11 protein-coding genes are annotated in these 13842 nt (G+C 33.4%); 5 read left to right on the top strand and 6 right to left on the bottom strand.

Annotation, left to right across the window (positions count from 1 at the left end; genetic code table 11):
- On the bottom strand, positions 1-1718 hold a 1718-nt coding region (locus Q1A73_RS09525; protein ID WP_299604637.1), incomplete at its 3' end, for an FG-GAP-like repeat-containing protein.
- Between the two features lie 332 nt (positions 1719-2050).
- On the opposite strand from Q1A73_RS09525, the gene Q1A73_RS09520 reads away from it, so the two are divergent.
- Positions 2051-2785 (top strand): DUF6503 family protein, encoded by a 735-nt coding sequence (locus Q1A73_RS09520; RefSeq protein ID WP_299604635.1) that lies wholly within the window; start codon positions 2051-2053, stop codon positions 2783-2785.
- 25 nt (positions 2786-2810) lie between these two features.
- On the opposite strand, the gene Q1A73_RS09515 is transcribed toward Q1A73_RS09520, so the two are convergent.
- The 5 genes from Q1A73_RS09515 to Q1A73_RS09495 all read right to left on the bottom strand — a co-directional run bounded on the left by Q1A73_RS09515 (position 2811) and on the right by Q1A73_RS09495 (position 6446).
- On the bottom strand, positions 2811-2963 hold the full coding sequence (locus Q1A73_RS09515) for a hypothetical protein (protein ID WP_299604632.1): 153 nt from the start codon (positions 2961-2963) through the stop codon (positions 2811-2813).
- Positions 2964-3162: 199 nt separating this feature from the next.
- Positions 3163-4803 (bottom strand): FAD-dependent oxidoreductase, encoded by a 1641-nt coding sequence (locus Q1A73_RS09510; RefSeq protein ID WP_299604630.1) that lies wholly within the window; start codon positions 4801-4803, stop codon positions 3163-3165.
- An 88-nt stretch (positions 4804-4891) separates the two neighbouring features.
- Entirely contained in the window at positions 4892-5098 is a 207-nt protein-coding gene (locus Q1A73_RS09505; protein WP_299604628.1) for a (4Fe-4S)-binding protein, read from the bottom strand.
- 2 nt (positions 5099-5100) lie between these two features.
- A complete protein-coding gene (locus Q1A73_RS09500; protein WP_299604626.1) occupies positions 5101-5385 on the bottom strand; it encodes a GNAT family N-acetyltransferase in 285 nt (94 codons plus the stop codon).
- A 167-nt stretch (positions 5386-5552) separates the two neighbouring features.
- Positions 5553-6446 (bottom strand): YihY/virulence factor BrkB family protein, encoded by an 894-nt coding sequence (locus tag Q1A73_RS09495; RefSeq protein ID WP_299604624.1) that lies wholly within the window; start codon positions 6444-6446, stop codon positions 5553-5555.
- 276 nt (positions 6447-6722) lie between these two features.
- Here Q1A73_RS09495 and Q1A73_RS09490 point away from each other — a divergent pair, with 276 nt between their 5' ends.
- The 4 genes from Q1A73_RS09490 to Q1A73_RS09475 are packed head-to-tail and all read left to right on the top strand — an operon-like array spanning position 6723 to position 13827.
- Positions 6723-7301, top strand: a complete 579-nt coding sequence (locus tag Q1A73_RS09490) for a hypothetical protein (protein WP_299604622.1) — start codon at positions 6723-6725, stop codon at positions 7299-7301.
- Between the two features lie 33 nt (positions 7302-7334).
- Complete coding sequence (locus tag Q1A73_RS09485; RefSeq protein WP_299604619.1) at positions 7335-8558, top strand: Pycsar system effector family protein; 1224 nt, start codon at positions 7335-7337, stop codon at positions 8556-8558.
- Between the two features lie 6 nt (positions 8559-8564).
- Positions 8565-10094, top strand: coding sequence for a GH3 auxin-responsive promoter family protein (locus Q1A73_RS09480; protein WP_299604616.1), 1530 nt, complete (start codon positions 8565-8567; stop codon positions 10092-10094).
- Positions 10095-10104: 10 nt separating this feature from the next.
- Positions 10105-13827 carry a metallophosphoesterase gene (locus Q1A73_RS09475; protein ID WP_299604614.1) on the top strand — a complete coding sequence of 1241 codons (3723 nt, stop codon included), beginning with the start codon at positions 10105-10107 and terminating at the stop codon, positions 13825-13827.
- Positions 13828-13842 lie beyond the last annotated feature (15 nt).

Below are 13842 nucleotides of genomic sequence, written 5' to 3'. Positions count from 1 at the left end.
GGATCACTGTTAGTAATATCTATGATTCCTGAATCAGGATCAATATCCAATCCAGTTGTACTAGCGAATACTCCACCTGTTAGTCCTGTAACAGTGGGTGTTGTTTCGGATTGATCTTTACAATATAATGATTGGTCATAGCTAAAGCTAGCATCATCAAGATCAGTTATATTTACGTTTACTTGACTGGAGTTAGGACAACTTCCAGTTGTGGTATAGGTTACTACATAATCACCCGGATCACTATTTGTGATATCAATAACTCCTGAATCAGGATCAATATCCAATCCAGTTGTACTAGCGAATACTCCGCCTGTTAGTCCTGTAATATCAGGTGTTGCCTCAGATTGATCTTTACAATATAATGATTGATTATAGTTAAAGCTAGGATCATCAAGAGGATTCACATTTATTGTGATGGTTAAGCAATTAGCTGTTGTTTCATCGATACAGCTAATGTCACCGTCTTCTGCTCTTATATAATAGGTGGTACTGGGTGCTGTTGGAATTACTTCAAATGTTGAAGTATTTGTTTTGGTAGTTCCCAATAAATTTCCTCCACAGGAATCAGTGTAAATAGACCAGGTAGAAGCAATGTTTAAGTCACCAGTTATAGTGATAGTAGTTGTTTCTCCTTCACATACTTCAGTAGCTGCAGAAATATTTGGTGTACTTGGGGCTATACATACAGGAATTTGTTTAAACCATGCAAATCTTGCTACATTGAAACTACCTAAAATAGCATCTTTTAAACCATCTCCATCCACATCTCCAAAGTCTATAGTTGGAAAACTTCCTATTTCACCACGAGTTAATTCTCCATTGAAAGTACTTTGAACGGAGGCAAAGTTTGGAGCGGTAGGTGTTCCAGTATTTTCTAACCATCTAACAAAACCTGTATCAATCATAAAAAACATATCAAGATCCCCATCTTTATCAAAATCTTCGAATACAGGTATCGGAACATCCATATTATTAAAAGCACTTTCGTCATCCCATGGACTATCTGCTTCGGATTGGCGTTCGAAGATAGGATTGTTTATCGTTCCGATATTTTTGAAATAAGTTAGTTTGTCGCTACCAAGTGTTACAAGATCTAAATCTAAATCATTATCGAGATCAACAAAACCTAAACCTGGAAATTCAGCTATCTCCTGATCATGGAGTCCTGGCAATCCATCGGGTATATATTCAAATACTGGAGTTTCTGGAGTTCCTATATTTCTGTAAAAAAGAACATCATTATCTCTATCTCGTTCATAATCATAATCAGTACCAATAAACAAGTCTAGATCTCCGTCGTCATCAATATCTGCAAGTTGCGGTCTGTTTTGATTTCTTACTGTAAGCGTTCTTTCTATCCAAATAGTATCTAAAGTAGGAATGGACGCTGATACCCAATTAGGGGCTGTAATTGTACCATCGTTTTCAAAATAATGTACGGTTCCTCCTTGACTACCAGAAATAAAATCTAGATCACCGTCATTATCCAAGTCACCCAATATAGCCGATCGTAGACGACCTCTGGTAATGGAAGTATTAGGTATTGTTGCTACATCTAATCCAGCTGGTTCGGATCCTGGTCCAGTTGATGTTCCATCAGGGTTATTGAGAAGGCTTCCTCCTCTAAATTCCCAACTTATATAATCTGCTTGGGAGAATAATAATTGATTCCCCAGTAAAAGAAGTAGATAAATAGAAATTAATTTTTTTATCATTTTATTCCAGATATAGCTCATTAGTTCTGTGAACAGAATTTAACCATAAAAGCTTTTTATACAATTTTTAAACAGTACTATTTTTACAAGTAACAATTATGCGCTATAAAGTTCATAATTGAGAATTGTTCTTTTCTCATTATCTTGATTTAAAATAGTATTTTAATTATCTAGAGGAGGGGGTGTTAGATAATTTTTTCCTTTCTTACTTTTTGGCAAAACTAGTAATTAAGTTTTTCTCTGGCAACATAAAGTAATATTAATGCCTTATATTAGAGTAATGTAGAATAGTGGTTGAAATTTTAATCAAATATTCTGATAAAAGCCTAATGATGAAGAAGATCATCAAACTAATACCAGTTCTTTGTATCACAATATTGAACTTACAGTGTTGCAAAAAAGAATTAGATCCCGAAAAGATTGTGTTAAAATCAATTGAAGCACATGGAGGTATTGATAAGTGGAAGTCTGCAAAAGAACTTTCTTATGTAAAAACAACTATTTTATATGATAGTCTGGGAAGTGTTGAGCAAAAAACTATTCAAACTCATAAGAATATATTTGGTGCTAAACTTACTGCCGAAATGAAATGGATAGAAGATAGTATTAGTAAAATCGTATTGCTTAAAAACGATAACATTTCGATCTATTTTAATGGCGTTGAACAAAAAGAACTAAAACTTAAAGAAAAATACCATAGTGCCATAACTGGAGCGAATTACGTGATTTGGCAGCCTTTTAAATTATTGGAAGAAGGATTGCATCTATCTTATGAAGGAGCAGATGTGGTAGATAATAAAAATGTATATACTGTGAAGGTAATTTATTTTAAAGAAGATGGTTCTCCTGACAACATATGGTGGTATTATTTTGATCAGAGAACCTATAAACTTTTAAGTACTATGGTGCACCATGGTGATACCTATAGTTATATAGAAAACACCAAATATGAGACTGTAACAGGGTTATCCTTGAATAAGGAACGAAAAAGTTATAGAGTAGATAGCTTAAGAAATAAAAAGTTCTTAAGAGCCGATTATTTTTATGAAATTTTAGAATTCAATTGATTTCTTTTTTAAACTCTCTATTTTATTAGGAGAAACAATATCTTCCAGGTTCTGGCATGGCTGCTGTTGGTGGTATGTATATAAAGTTTTCACATTGTCCTGCACTGTAATCTGTACCTCCATTTACTTTCGATAACTCTTGCCGTGTTAATTTTCTAAATTTTTTCAAAGTCTTCATTCTACTATGTTTCGGTTCTTTAATAAAGTTAATAAATTTTAGAATAGAGAGAAAAAAGAGTCTGTAAAAGATGAAAACCTACTTAAAAACAAAAAAGTCTATTAGTATTTTCCAAGTTGTAGTTTTGTTTGTTATTTTCTAATTAAAATTTATTGATGAGCACTAAAACATAGTAAAATCAAGAGGTTGTAAGTAATTTCTAATCAATAGTCTTTCTTTCTTCCAGATATCGGTGTATTTGACTAATAGCCATAGAACCTTCTCCAACAGCTGAAGCAACTCTTTTTACGGAACCTTTTCGAACATCACCGACCGCAAAAAAACCTGGTACACTTGTTTCCAAGGATTGTGGTTTTCTTTGTTCAAAAATCGCACACTTAGTCAAAGCGTTTTCAGTAACATCTGATCCCGTATAAATAAAACCTTTTGAATCAGTTGCAATTACTTCTCCAAGCCATTCCGTGCAAGGTTTTGCTCCTATAAAAGTAAAAAGATTAGAAATGGATATAGTTTCCTTTTTACCATTAGTTTGCAGCGTAACGGATTCTAAATGATGTGTTCCATGTAAGTCAACTACATTGGTTTCCTTATGCAGTATAATGTTAGGCTCTGTAATTATTCTTTGTACTAAATAGTCGCTCATTTTCGCTCCAATATTAGTACCGCGAATTACGATATGAACTTCCTTTGCATGTTCAGCTAGAAAAAGAGCAGCTTGTCCGGCAGAATTACCTCCACCAACAACACCTACTATTTCATTTTTGCAAGAAGAGGCGTTCATCACTGTTGCGGAATAGAAAACTCCGCTGCCTTCAAACTTTTCAATAGTATCTATAGGTAATTGTCGGTATTGTGCTCCTGTGGCTGCTATTACCGCTTTAGCTTTTATCGTCTTTCCATTGGTAGCACAAATAGTAAAGTAATTTTGATTGTATTCTAATGTCTTAGCTCGATGTGGAATAGAAATATTACATCCAAATTTTTGAGCCTGAATATAAGCCTTATTGGCTAGATCATTTCCTGAGATGCCTGTTGGAAATCCTAGATAATTTTCAATTTTTGAACTTTTTCCGGCTTGTCCTCCCGGTGCATTACTGTCTATAGTTACTACACTTAACCCTTCAGAAGCAGCATATACACTTGCCGCTAGTCCAGATGGGCCTGCTCCAACGATTAAGACATCATAAAGCTCGTTGCCAAAGTCCATTAAAACACCTGCTTGCTTGGCAAGTTCTGGAATACTTGGTTTTCTGCAAATCTCTCCGGCAGGGTTTAACAGTATTGGTAATTCATTTTCCTTAACACCAAAGCTTTCTAATAACTGCTGCGCTTCTTCAGAAGTATCTATATTTAAAAAAGTATGCCAGATGTGGTTTTTTTCCATAAAATCACGAAGTGCATATGTTTCTTTAGAAGATAACGAACCAATTAATTTTATCCCTCCTTCGAATTCATGTAACATGGTTTCCTGTCGTTGAACAAAAGCACTTAAAAGAATGTCGCTAATATCGCTATGAGTTGAGATTACGTTACGAAGTTTATCGGCTTTGACACGTAATAAGGTAGAACCTTTTGAAGCATATCCATTAAATTGTGCTTTTCTATCAGACAGCATACTATTATCTCCAGTAAATTCATTAATACCGTGAGTGACTATGATTTTTTCTGCTCCGCTTTCATCCTTTATATAGACCTCTCCCTTAATAACAATGAAAAAATCATAATCCTTATCTCCAACGTTAAATATTGGTGTTTCGGTTTCAAAGTCTAGAAAGGTTCCATATTCTTTGAAAATATGAATTTGTTTTTGAGTTAATACAGGAAATCGTGAGTCGGTCATAAGCTGAGGTAAGTTTTTTTAAGTTGTTTTTTATTGTATAATCATCAAGTTATTATATGCTGAAGACAAATGTCTAATAACTAATTTACTACTTGAAGGTTAATGCTCCCGACGGGCAAGCATTAATCTGATCTTTTAGTGCTTCTATTGATGCGTTTTCCGGTTTAATCCAAGGTCTATCCTTGGGATTATAAACCTTAGGTAAAGTTTTAACACAAATGCCCGAATGGATACACTTTTTAGGTTCCCATACGACTGTAAAATCACCTTTCTTATATTCTTTTATTTTTTCCATAGTTAGGGTTTTAATACATCCTTGATATCATCGAGTTTTTTAAACATAGCGTTAGCAAAGGGACATAACGGAAGGATTTTTATATTTTTTTCTCTTGCCATTTCTACAATTTTATAAAGCAATTGCTTACCAACACCTTTACCATTGTATTCTGGTTCTACTTCTGTATGATCGATAATTATGAAATCACTTCCTGGATCAGAATAGGTCATTATCCCTGCTTTTTTATCATTGTCTCGAGCAATAGCAATTCCCTTATTTTCACGTTCTTTGATTTGTATTTCCATTTGTTAGATTTTAAGATTCATATGGCATGTCTTGTGTATCTAAAAGTAACTCTTTTAATTAAAAGTTTTTTTGAGAAGATTCTTAAAATACTCACAAGAATCATCAGATTTTGAATTTTCTTCAAATTGCACTTTAGATATTCTTATGTTCAGACTATTCGGATATGCTACGAGATTCTTTCGGCGTAAGAAGCGGGTTCAATTCCAGAGCCATATCGCGATGATAAAACTTTAGTAAATTCTGCACCAAAAAAAAGTATTAAACTAGAATAGGAAACCCATAATAAAATTAAAATTACAGATCCAGCTGCGCCGAAAGCAGATTGTGGGTTTACAGTTCCAAAATATATTCCTAATGCATACTTACCAATACTAAATAGCAATGTAGTTATGAATGCACCTAACCAAACATCTTTCCATTGTATCTTAACATCAGGTAAAACCTTAAATATCAATGCAAATAATACAGTAGTTAGTATAAAAGATAAAATGAAATTAATAAACTGGATAATGTAAATAATAAAGTTGGGAAAATGTTCTCCTATCCAGTCAGTAGTTGCGGTAATCAAAGCGGTAAGTACTAAAGATGTTAGAAGAAGAAAACCTATTACGAGAATTAAACCTAAAGAAAAGACACGATCTTTAATCATTTTTAGAAGCTCATTTTTTGGTTTAGGTTTTACTTTCCATATTGTGTTTAGTGACTTTTGTAAGGCAATAAACATACCCGTTGCTCCATATAATAAGGTGATAATTCCGATAATTATTACTAACGAGGTTTGTTCTATATCAATTGCATTTTGTAACATACTTTCTATAGTGCTCGCAGCGTCTCTGCCGAGAACTTCTGATATCTCTTTAATAATTTTGTTTTTAATTTGTTGCTTTTCATAAAAAATACCTGTCGTTTGAATGATGATGATAAGCAATGCTGGAAAAGAAAATAATGCATAATAGCTTACTGCAGCACTCATTTGAAAAGGTTCATTTGCATTCCAATTTTTAAAAGTTGTAATCAACGTTTTAAGAAAGGACTGGATATGTTTAAATATTTTACTCACAATTTTTATAATTTATAAATCAAGAAGGTAGAGCCCTTATGTAGATGAAGAAGGCTAACCTTATTTTTTTTGCTTTGATAGTAAATATATTATTTGCTAAAGAATAATAATACCTCAATCTCTATAAATATTAGCGCTTTAAGCGAAAGAGTTACCCTTTCTATCATATGCATCAAACTCTGGATCAAATCTGATATATCTTGCCATTATTCAAATTCGAATGTTATAAAAAGAATTAAAAAATATATCCTGCACCTAGTAGTGACATTAATACCAATGATGATTTTTTCACAAGAGATAATACATAAAAATAACAAGATATTACCGGGCAATCTAAAGAATGAAATTCTTAAGGCGCTTTCGTATTATCCAGAGTTAAAAGAAGTAGCTATAGAGTTTAAAATACAGCCATCTCTTAATAAATCATTTATGAAGGCTCAACCAAAGTTGCGTTCATTTTTTCGATCTAAAAAAAACAGAAAATATGTAATACTAATTAGTAATTCATTTAGCCTGGATGGATTGGTATTAAAAATCGAAGATATTCCTTCTGAGGTTTTGATTGGTTGGTTTGGTCACGAACTAGGACATGTAATTGATTATCAACAGAGAAGTTCAATAAACTTAGTGTGGTACGGCATTAGGTATTTGTTGTCTCAAAATTACATACGAGAGGCTGAAAAAGCAGCTGATGTATATGCTTTAACCCATAATATGCAGCATTACATCCTACAGACCAAAAGATTTATTCTAGATAATGCAAGTTTACCCCAGAAATATAAGGATAGAATAAGAAGATTGTATTTATCACCAGATGAAATTCTTTTGTTGACTAAGGAGTTTGAGCAAAACTAATAGCGTTTACGCATCATCAAGGAATTTACTAACATGGAATCAATACTTAAAAAATCAGAAACATACATTTTTGAGCTCTTTAAAAAGGAGCTTTCACCTAGTTATTTGTATCATAATTATTTGCATACAAAAAGAGTAGTTACAGCTGCTTCAGAAATATTAGAGCATAGCAATATTAAAGAAGAGCTGCACGAAATTGTATTGATTTCTGCTTGGTTTCATGATGCTGGCTATATAAAAGGTTCCAAAAATCACGAAGAAAGAAGTGCTGATTTAGCTAGAGACTTTTTGGAAAAGGAACAGATAAGTTCAGAAAAGATCATTTTGATTACTGACTGCATTCTGGCAACAAGAATTGATCAACAACCTATCAACGAGTGTGAAGAGATTTTAAAAGATGCAGATACTTCTCATTTAGCCAAGAAATATTTTGATAAGGTTAGTAATTTATTGCTTCAGGAATTAAAATTAGAAGGCACTTATGAATATAGTACCGAAGAATGGAGAGAAGAAAATATAAAGTTATTTACACAAGAGCATCGATATTATACAAAATATGCAGTAGAGCATTGGGAACCAGAGAAACACAAGAACTTATTATCAATTCTGAAGAAGAAAAAAAAGAGAATTAGAAAAAGAAATAAAGAAAAGCTAAAAGCAAAATTAAAAGTAAAGTATAAAAATGAAAGCCCTGAAAGAGGCATTCAAACACTATATAGAGTTACCCTTAGAAATCATATAAAGTTAAGTGATATAGCAGATACAAAAGCAAATATTCTTCTTTCTGTAAATGCGATTATTATTTCTCTTGCGTTGGCAAACTTGATTCCTAAGCTAGATGCACCATCTAACCGACATTTAATGATTCCTAGTCTTATACTAATCTTGTTTAGTGTGGCATCCATTATTCTTTCTATAAGATCAACACAACCTAAAGTAACGGGAGGCGAGTTCACAAAAGAACAAGTGAAAAATAGAAAAGTGAACCTTTTGTTTTTTGGGAATTTTTTCAAAATGTCATATGACCGCTACCAAGAAGCTATTGATGAGGTGATTAATGATAAAAAATATGTCTATAAAATGCTCACAAAAGATCTCTACTTATTAGGGATTGTTTTAAAAAAGAAATACAGACTACTGAAGGTAACTTATATAGTATTTACAATCGGAATCATTCTTTCTGTTATCGCATTTATTGTGGCTTTTGCTGATATGAGTTTTGCGGAGCAGGTTGCTAAACCAATAATAACAAAATAGAAGTTTATGGAAATTGTAGGATCATTAATTAAAGGAGCCATTGATTTAAAAGGAGCATTATCAAATGAACCTAATCACATAGAATCCCAGAAAAAAGTACTCATCGATTTATTACGTAAGGCAGAAAAAACAGAATTTGGAGAAAAGTATGATTTTAATTCTCTAGCTAAATCAGAAGAGGTTCAGAAAGATTTTGCGAAAAGAGTTCCTTATAGTGATTATCATCAAATACATCATGATTTTTGGAAAAGAGTGGTAGAAGGAGAAGAGAATGTGACATGGCCGGGAAATCCAGATTATTTCGCATTAAGCTCTGGAACTACTGGTAAAAAAAGTAAGCGAATTCCCGTAACCGAAGATATGATTACGGCAATTCGTAAAGCAGGAATTAAGCAGGTAGAAGCACTTGCAAATTTTGATTTACCACCCTCTTTTTTTGAGAAAGAAATCTTGATGTTAGGAAGTTCCACAGATTTAAAACAGAAAGATGGTCATTTAGAAGGAGAAATTAGTGGAATTAGTGCTAGTAATATTCCTTTTTGGTTCGAAGGGTATTATAAACCGGGAAAGGAAATTGCTAGAATCGATGACTGGGACCAAAGAGTAAAACATATTGTCAAGCATGCAAAAGAATGGGATATAGGAGCACTAAGTGGAATCCCTTCATGGATGGAGTTATTATTGCAGGAAATTATAAGATATTACAGACTTAATAATATACACCAAATATGGCCAAATTTACAGGTGTATACCTCTGGAGGAGTAGCTTTTGGACCCTATGAAAAAAGCTTCAATAAATTACTTGCACAACCGATCACTGTTATTGATACTTATTTGGCTTCTGAAGGATTTATAGCCTATCAAGAGAGACCCGAAACCGATGCTATGAAGTTAATTACTGATAATGGTATTTATTTCGAATTTGTGCCGTTTAAACCCGAATATATCAATCCAGATGGATCCCTTAAACAGAATGCACCTTCCATCACAATTAATGAGGTGGAAACAGATCAAGATTATGTCTTAATCATTAGTACGGTTTCTGGAGCATGGAGATATATCATCGGCGATACTATTGAGTTTACAGATATTGATAGAGCTGAAATAAGAATCACAGGAAGAACTAAGTTTTTCTTAAATGTCGTGGGATCTCAGTTATCAGTCAACAAAATGAATACAGCACTTCGGGAACTAGAAGAAAAATTTAATACAGAAATACCCGAATTTACTCTATCCGCAAAAAGAATTGATGGCGAATTTTATCACTGTTGGTATTTAGGTATGGAGACAGAGATTAATGATCAAGAGTTGGCCGAAGCTTTAGACCAATCTTTAAAAAATAGCAACAAAAACTATAAAGTTGCTAGAAGTAAATCTCTCAAAGGAGTCAAAGTTACAACAGTTCCTGTATCCATTTTCTCAGAATGGAGCGGAACTCAAAAGAAAAAAGGAGGACAGGTAAAAATGGAAAGAGTCATGTCTGAAGAGAAATTTTCGGAATGGGAATCCTTTGTCTCAGAAAAAATATCAAAATAGAAATAGTTTTATGAATTTTAAAAATACATGTTATAGTCTTATTCTTTTCATTGTTTGCAGTTGTGCGACATATGAGCCTAAATATCGAGAACCTTTCGATGAATCTGGAGTTTTAGTTGCTGAAAAGACAGTAGACAAAACTTTTTATTTAATAGGTGATGCAGGATATGCTAAGCCCAATCAAAGTACCTTAGGATTAACAGCCTTAAAAAAGTACATAGCGGAGCATCCGCAAGAGGGAGATTACACAATTTTTTTAGGAGACAATATTTATCCAGAAGGAATGCCTGATAAAGAAAGCAAGAAAAGAAAGTTAGCAGAGCATAGACTGGATGCACAGATAGAAGCGGTAAAGAATTTCGGTGGTAAAGTCTATTTTATCCCAGGGAATCATGATTGGTACAACAAAGGGCTTAAAGGATTAAAACGAGAAGAAGATTATATAGAGGATCAATTAGATGATAATAAACTTTTTAAACCAAAGACAGGATGCGCGTTAGAAAGTATTGAGATTAGTGAAAATGTACAATTGATATTATTTGATTCACAATGGTTTTTAGAAGATTGGGACAAACATCCTACTATAAATGATAACTGTCCAGAAATTAAGACCAGAGAAGCATTGTTCTTGAAAATAGAAAGTGAATTCAAAAAAAATCAGAACAAAACTATTCTGTTTGCCCTACATCATCCCCTTTATACAAACGGAGTCCATGGAGGTAATTTTGCTTTAGAAAAACATCTATTTCCTTCACAAAAGAAAATACCCTTACCAGGATTAGCATCTTTATCATTGTTGATTAGAACCAGTGGAGGTGTTTCTAGTCAGGATAATTTAAATAAGCAATATAAACAACTGGTTAATCGATTAGAGACTTTAGCAAATGCAACGACTGCGGGAAATATCATATTTGCATCAGGTCATGAACATTCCTTGCAATATATAGAAGAAGGTAGTATAAAACAGATCGTATCAGGATCTGGATCTAAAAATTCATATGCAACGCTTAGAAACAATGGATTGTTTGCCTATGGAGCACAAGGTTTTGCGAAGCTAAATATATACACGGATGGTTCATCAGAAGTGTCATTTTTTGTGAATAAAGATGGGAAACCAGAATTAGTATATACCAAAGAAATATTTCCTGCCAATAAAAAGTTCGATACTTCTTCTCTTAAACCAATTACAAATAATAAAATAAAAGCGTCAGTTTATAATCTGGAAGGGACTAGGCGTACCGAATTTTATAAAGGAATATGGGGAGATCATTATAGAAAATTATATGGGACTAAAATCGAAACACCCGTTGTCCAATTAGACACTCTTTATGGCGGTCTTACAGTAGTTAGAAGAGGTGGAGGTCATCAAACACGATCTTTACGATTGGTGGATAAGCAGGGTAGAGAATATAATATGCGAGCACTTAGAAAAAGTAGTGTATTGTTTCTACAGTCTACTTTATTTAAAGATAACTACGTAGGTAATTCTCTAAAAAACACAGTTTCAGAAGACATTTTGCAAGATTTCTACACGGCTGCACATCCATTTGCCTTTCTGGCAATTCCAAAATTAGCAGATGCGGTAGGTGTTTTTCACACGAATCCAAAGCTCTATTATATACCCAAACAGGAAGCTTTAAAAGACTATAATAAGAGTTATGGAGACGAATTATATATGATAGAAGAACGTCCTGAAGAAGGTCATAAAGATTTGAAATCTTTTGGAGAACCTGATGATATAGAAAGTACAAATGACCTTTTCGAAAGATTACGTAGAGATGAAAAATACAAACTCGATGAATCTGCTTACATAAGAGCACGATTATTTGATATGTTGATAGGAGATTGGGATAGACATGAGGATCAATGGAGATGGTCAGAATACAAACTAGAAAATGGGAATAGACTTTTTAAACCGATCCCTAGAGATCGAGATCAGGTGTTTTCTAATTTCGACGGAGCTTTTTTAGGAACACTTCGTGGTTTACTTGGCTTTGCAAACCAATTTCAGGTGTATGGCGATGATATCAAAGACGAAAAGTGGATGAATATATCCGCTCTTAGAATGGATAGGTCGCTATTGAACAATAGTAGTAAAGACAATTGGGTTCAACAAGCAACATACATAAAGAACAATTTAAGTGATCAAGATATAGAGGAAGCTTTTACTCACCTTCCTATTGAAGTGCAAAATGAAACAACGACTGACATCGTCACTAAATTAAAAGGACGTAGAGATAACTTGGTAAATATAGCAGAGCGCTACTATGAGTACTTGGCAAAATTAGCAATAGTTACAGGAACGGATAAAGATGATTATATAGAAATAGAAAGGCTCCCTAAGGGTAAAACTAAAATTACCATTTCCAGAATCAAAGATGGTGAAAAAGCAGATATTGTTAATGAGAAAATATACAGTAAAGAGTATACGAAGGAAATATGGATTTATGGTTTGGATGATGATGATGTTTTTGAGGTATCAGGAAAACCAGAAAACCCTATTAAAATTAGAATAATAGGAGGTCAAAATAATGATATATATAATATCAAGAAAGGAAGAAAAATTACGGTATATGATCATAAAACAAAACCAAATACAGTTAAGAAAAAAGGTGGTGCATCTTTTAGGTTTACCGATAATTATGAAGTAAATCATTTCAATAAGGATCAACGGATTTTCAATAGTAATTCAATTGTTCCAACTGTTGGATTTAACCCAGATGATGGAGTCAAATTAGGATTATCAAATACATACACTTATAACGGTTTTTTTAGAAATCCGTTTACACGTCAGCATCAAATAAGACTTGGGTATTATTTTGCGACGCAAAGTTTCGATATTGAATATACTGGAGAATTTGCTGGGCTTTTAGGAGATTATAATGTAGAAATCTCGGGATTGTATTCCAACCCGAATTTTGCTGTCAACTTTTTTGGATTTGGTAATGATAGTCAAAATAATCAGGACGAATTAGATTTCGATTATAATCGTGTTCGATTAAGTCGATATGGAGGCCATATTGGTGTAGTAAAACGAGGAAGATTCGGAAGTTATTTTAATCATCGTATTTCTATAGAAGGTGTTGAGGCCGAACAGACTCCTGACCGATTTATTTCTGAGTCCATTTTTACAGAAGGGAATAGCCGAGTTTTTGATCGTTTATGGTTTGCAGGAGCAGAGACTACATATCGATATGAAAGTTATGATGTGGATGTGAATCCTACTCAGGGAATGAAGTTTGAAGTGAAGGCAGGTGGTAAATTAAATTTAGAAGATTCTGAGAGAGCATACGGTTATATCAAACCTTATTTAGGGTTCTACAATTCGATTATTAGAAACAGGAAACTAGTACTTAAAACTGCAGTTTTAGGACATTTTAATGTTGGACGAAATTACGAGTTCTATCAATCTGCTCAGATTGGTGGAGAAAATCTACTAAGAGGATATCGAAATCAACGTTTTTCTGGTCAGAGTGCTCTAGCAGGAAATATAGACCTAAGGTACAGTTTCGATCAATTTAAGACGCGTCTTCTTCCACTACAAATTGGAGTATTCGTAGGAACTGGAACAGGTAGAGTTTGGTTAGAAGGTGCAGATATTACAAATACTTGGCATAGCGATTTTGGAGGTGGATTTTGGTTGAATAGTACGGATGCTATTCAGGGTACTCTAAATTTATTTACAGGTGAAGATGGGTTGAGGTTTTCATTTGGATTCTCATTTAATTTTTAAACAAAAAAACAAATC

This window comes from uncultured Aquimarina sp., assembly GCF_947492115.1.
In the GTDB taxonomy this organism is placed as follows: Bacteria; Bacteroidota; Bacteroidia; order Flavobacteriales; family Flavobacteriaceae; genus Aquimarina.
The sequence above is the reverse complement of the archived record's forward strand: the minus strand, read 5'-3'. Positions and strand labels throughout refer to the sequence as shown.

Excerpts from the sequence above, each read along its gene's own strand:
- Q1A73_RS09520 (WP_299604635.1), top strand. The coding sequence starts at position 2,051 with ATGAAGAAGATCATCAAACTAATACCAGTTCTTTGTATCACAATATTG.
- Q1A73_RS09515 (WP_299604632.1), bottom strand. The coding sequence starts at position 2,963 with ATGAAGACTTTGAAAAAATTTAGAAAATTAACACGGCAAGAGTTATCG.
- Q1A73_RS09510 (WP_299604630.1), bottom strand. The coding sequence starts at position 4,803 with ATGACCGACTCACGATTTCCTGTATTAACTCAAAAACAAATTCATATT.
- Q1A73_RS09505 (WP_299604628.1), bottom strand. The coding sequence starts at position 5,098 with ATGGAAAAAATAAAAGAATATAAGAAAGGTGATTTTACAGTCGTATGG.
- Q1A73_RS09500 (WP_299604626.1), bottom strand. The coding sequence starts at position 5,385 with ATGGAAATACAAATCAAAGAACGTGAAAATAAGGGAATTGCTATTGCT.
- Q1A73_RS09490 (WP_299604622.1), top strand. The coding sequence starts at position 6,723 with ATGATGATTTTTTCACAAGAGATAATACATAAAAATAACAAGATATTA.
- Q1A73_RS09485 (WP_299604619.1), top strand. The coding sequence starts at position 7,335 with ATGGAATCAATACTTAAAAAATCAGAAACATACATTTTTGAGCTCTTT.
- Q1A73_RS09480 (WP_299604616.1), top strand. The coding sequence starts at position 8,565 with ATGGAAATTGTAGGATCATTAATTAAAGGAGCCATTGATTTAAAAGGA.
- Q1A73_RS09475 (WP_299604614.1), top strand. The coding sequence starts at position 10,105 with ATGAATTTTAAAAATACATGTTATAGTCTTATTCTTTTCATTGTTTGC.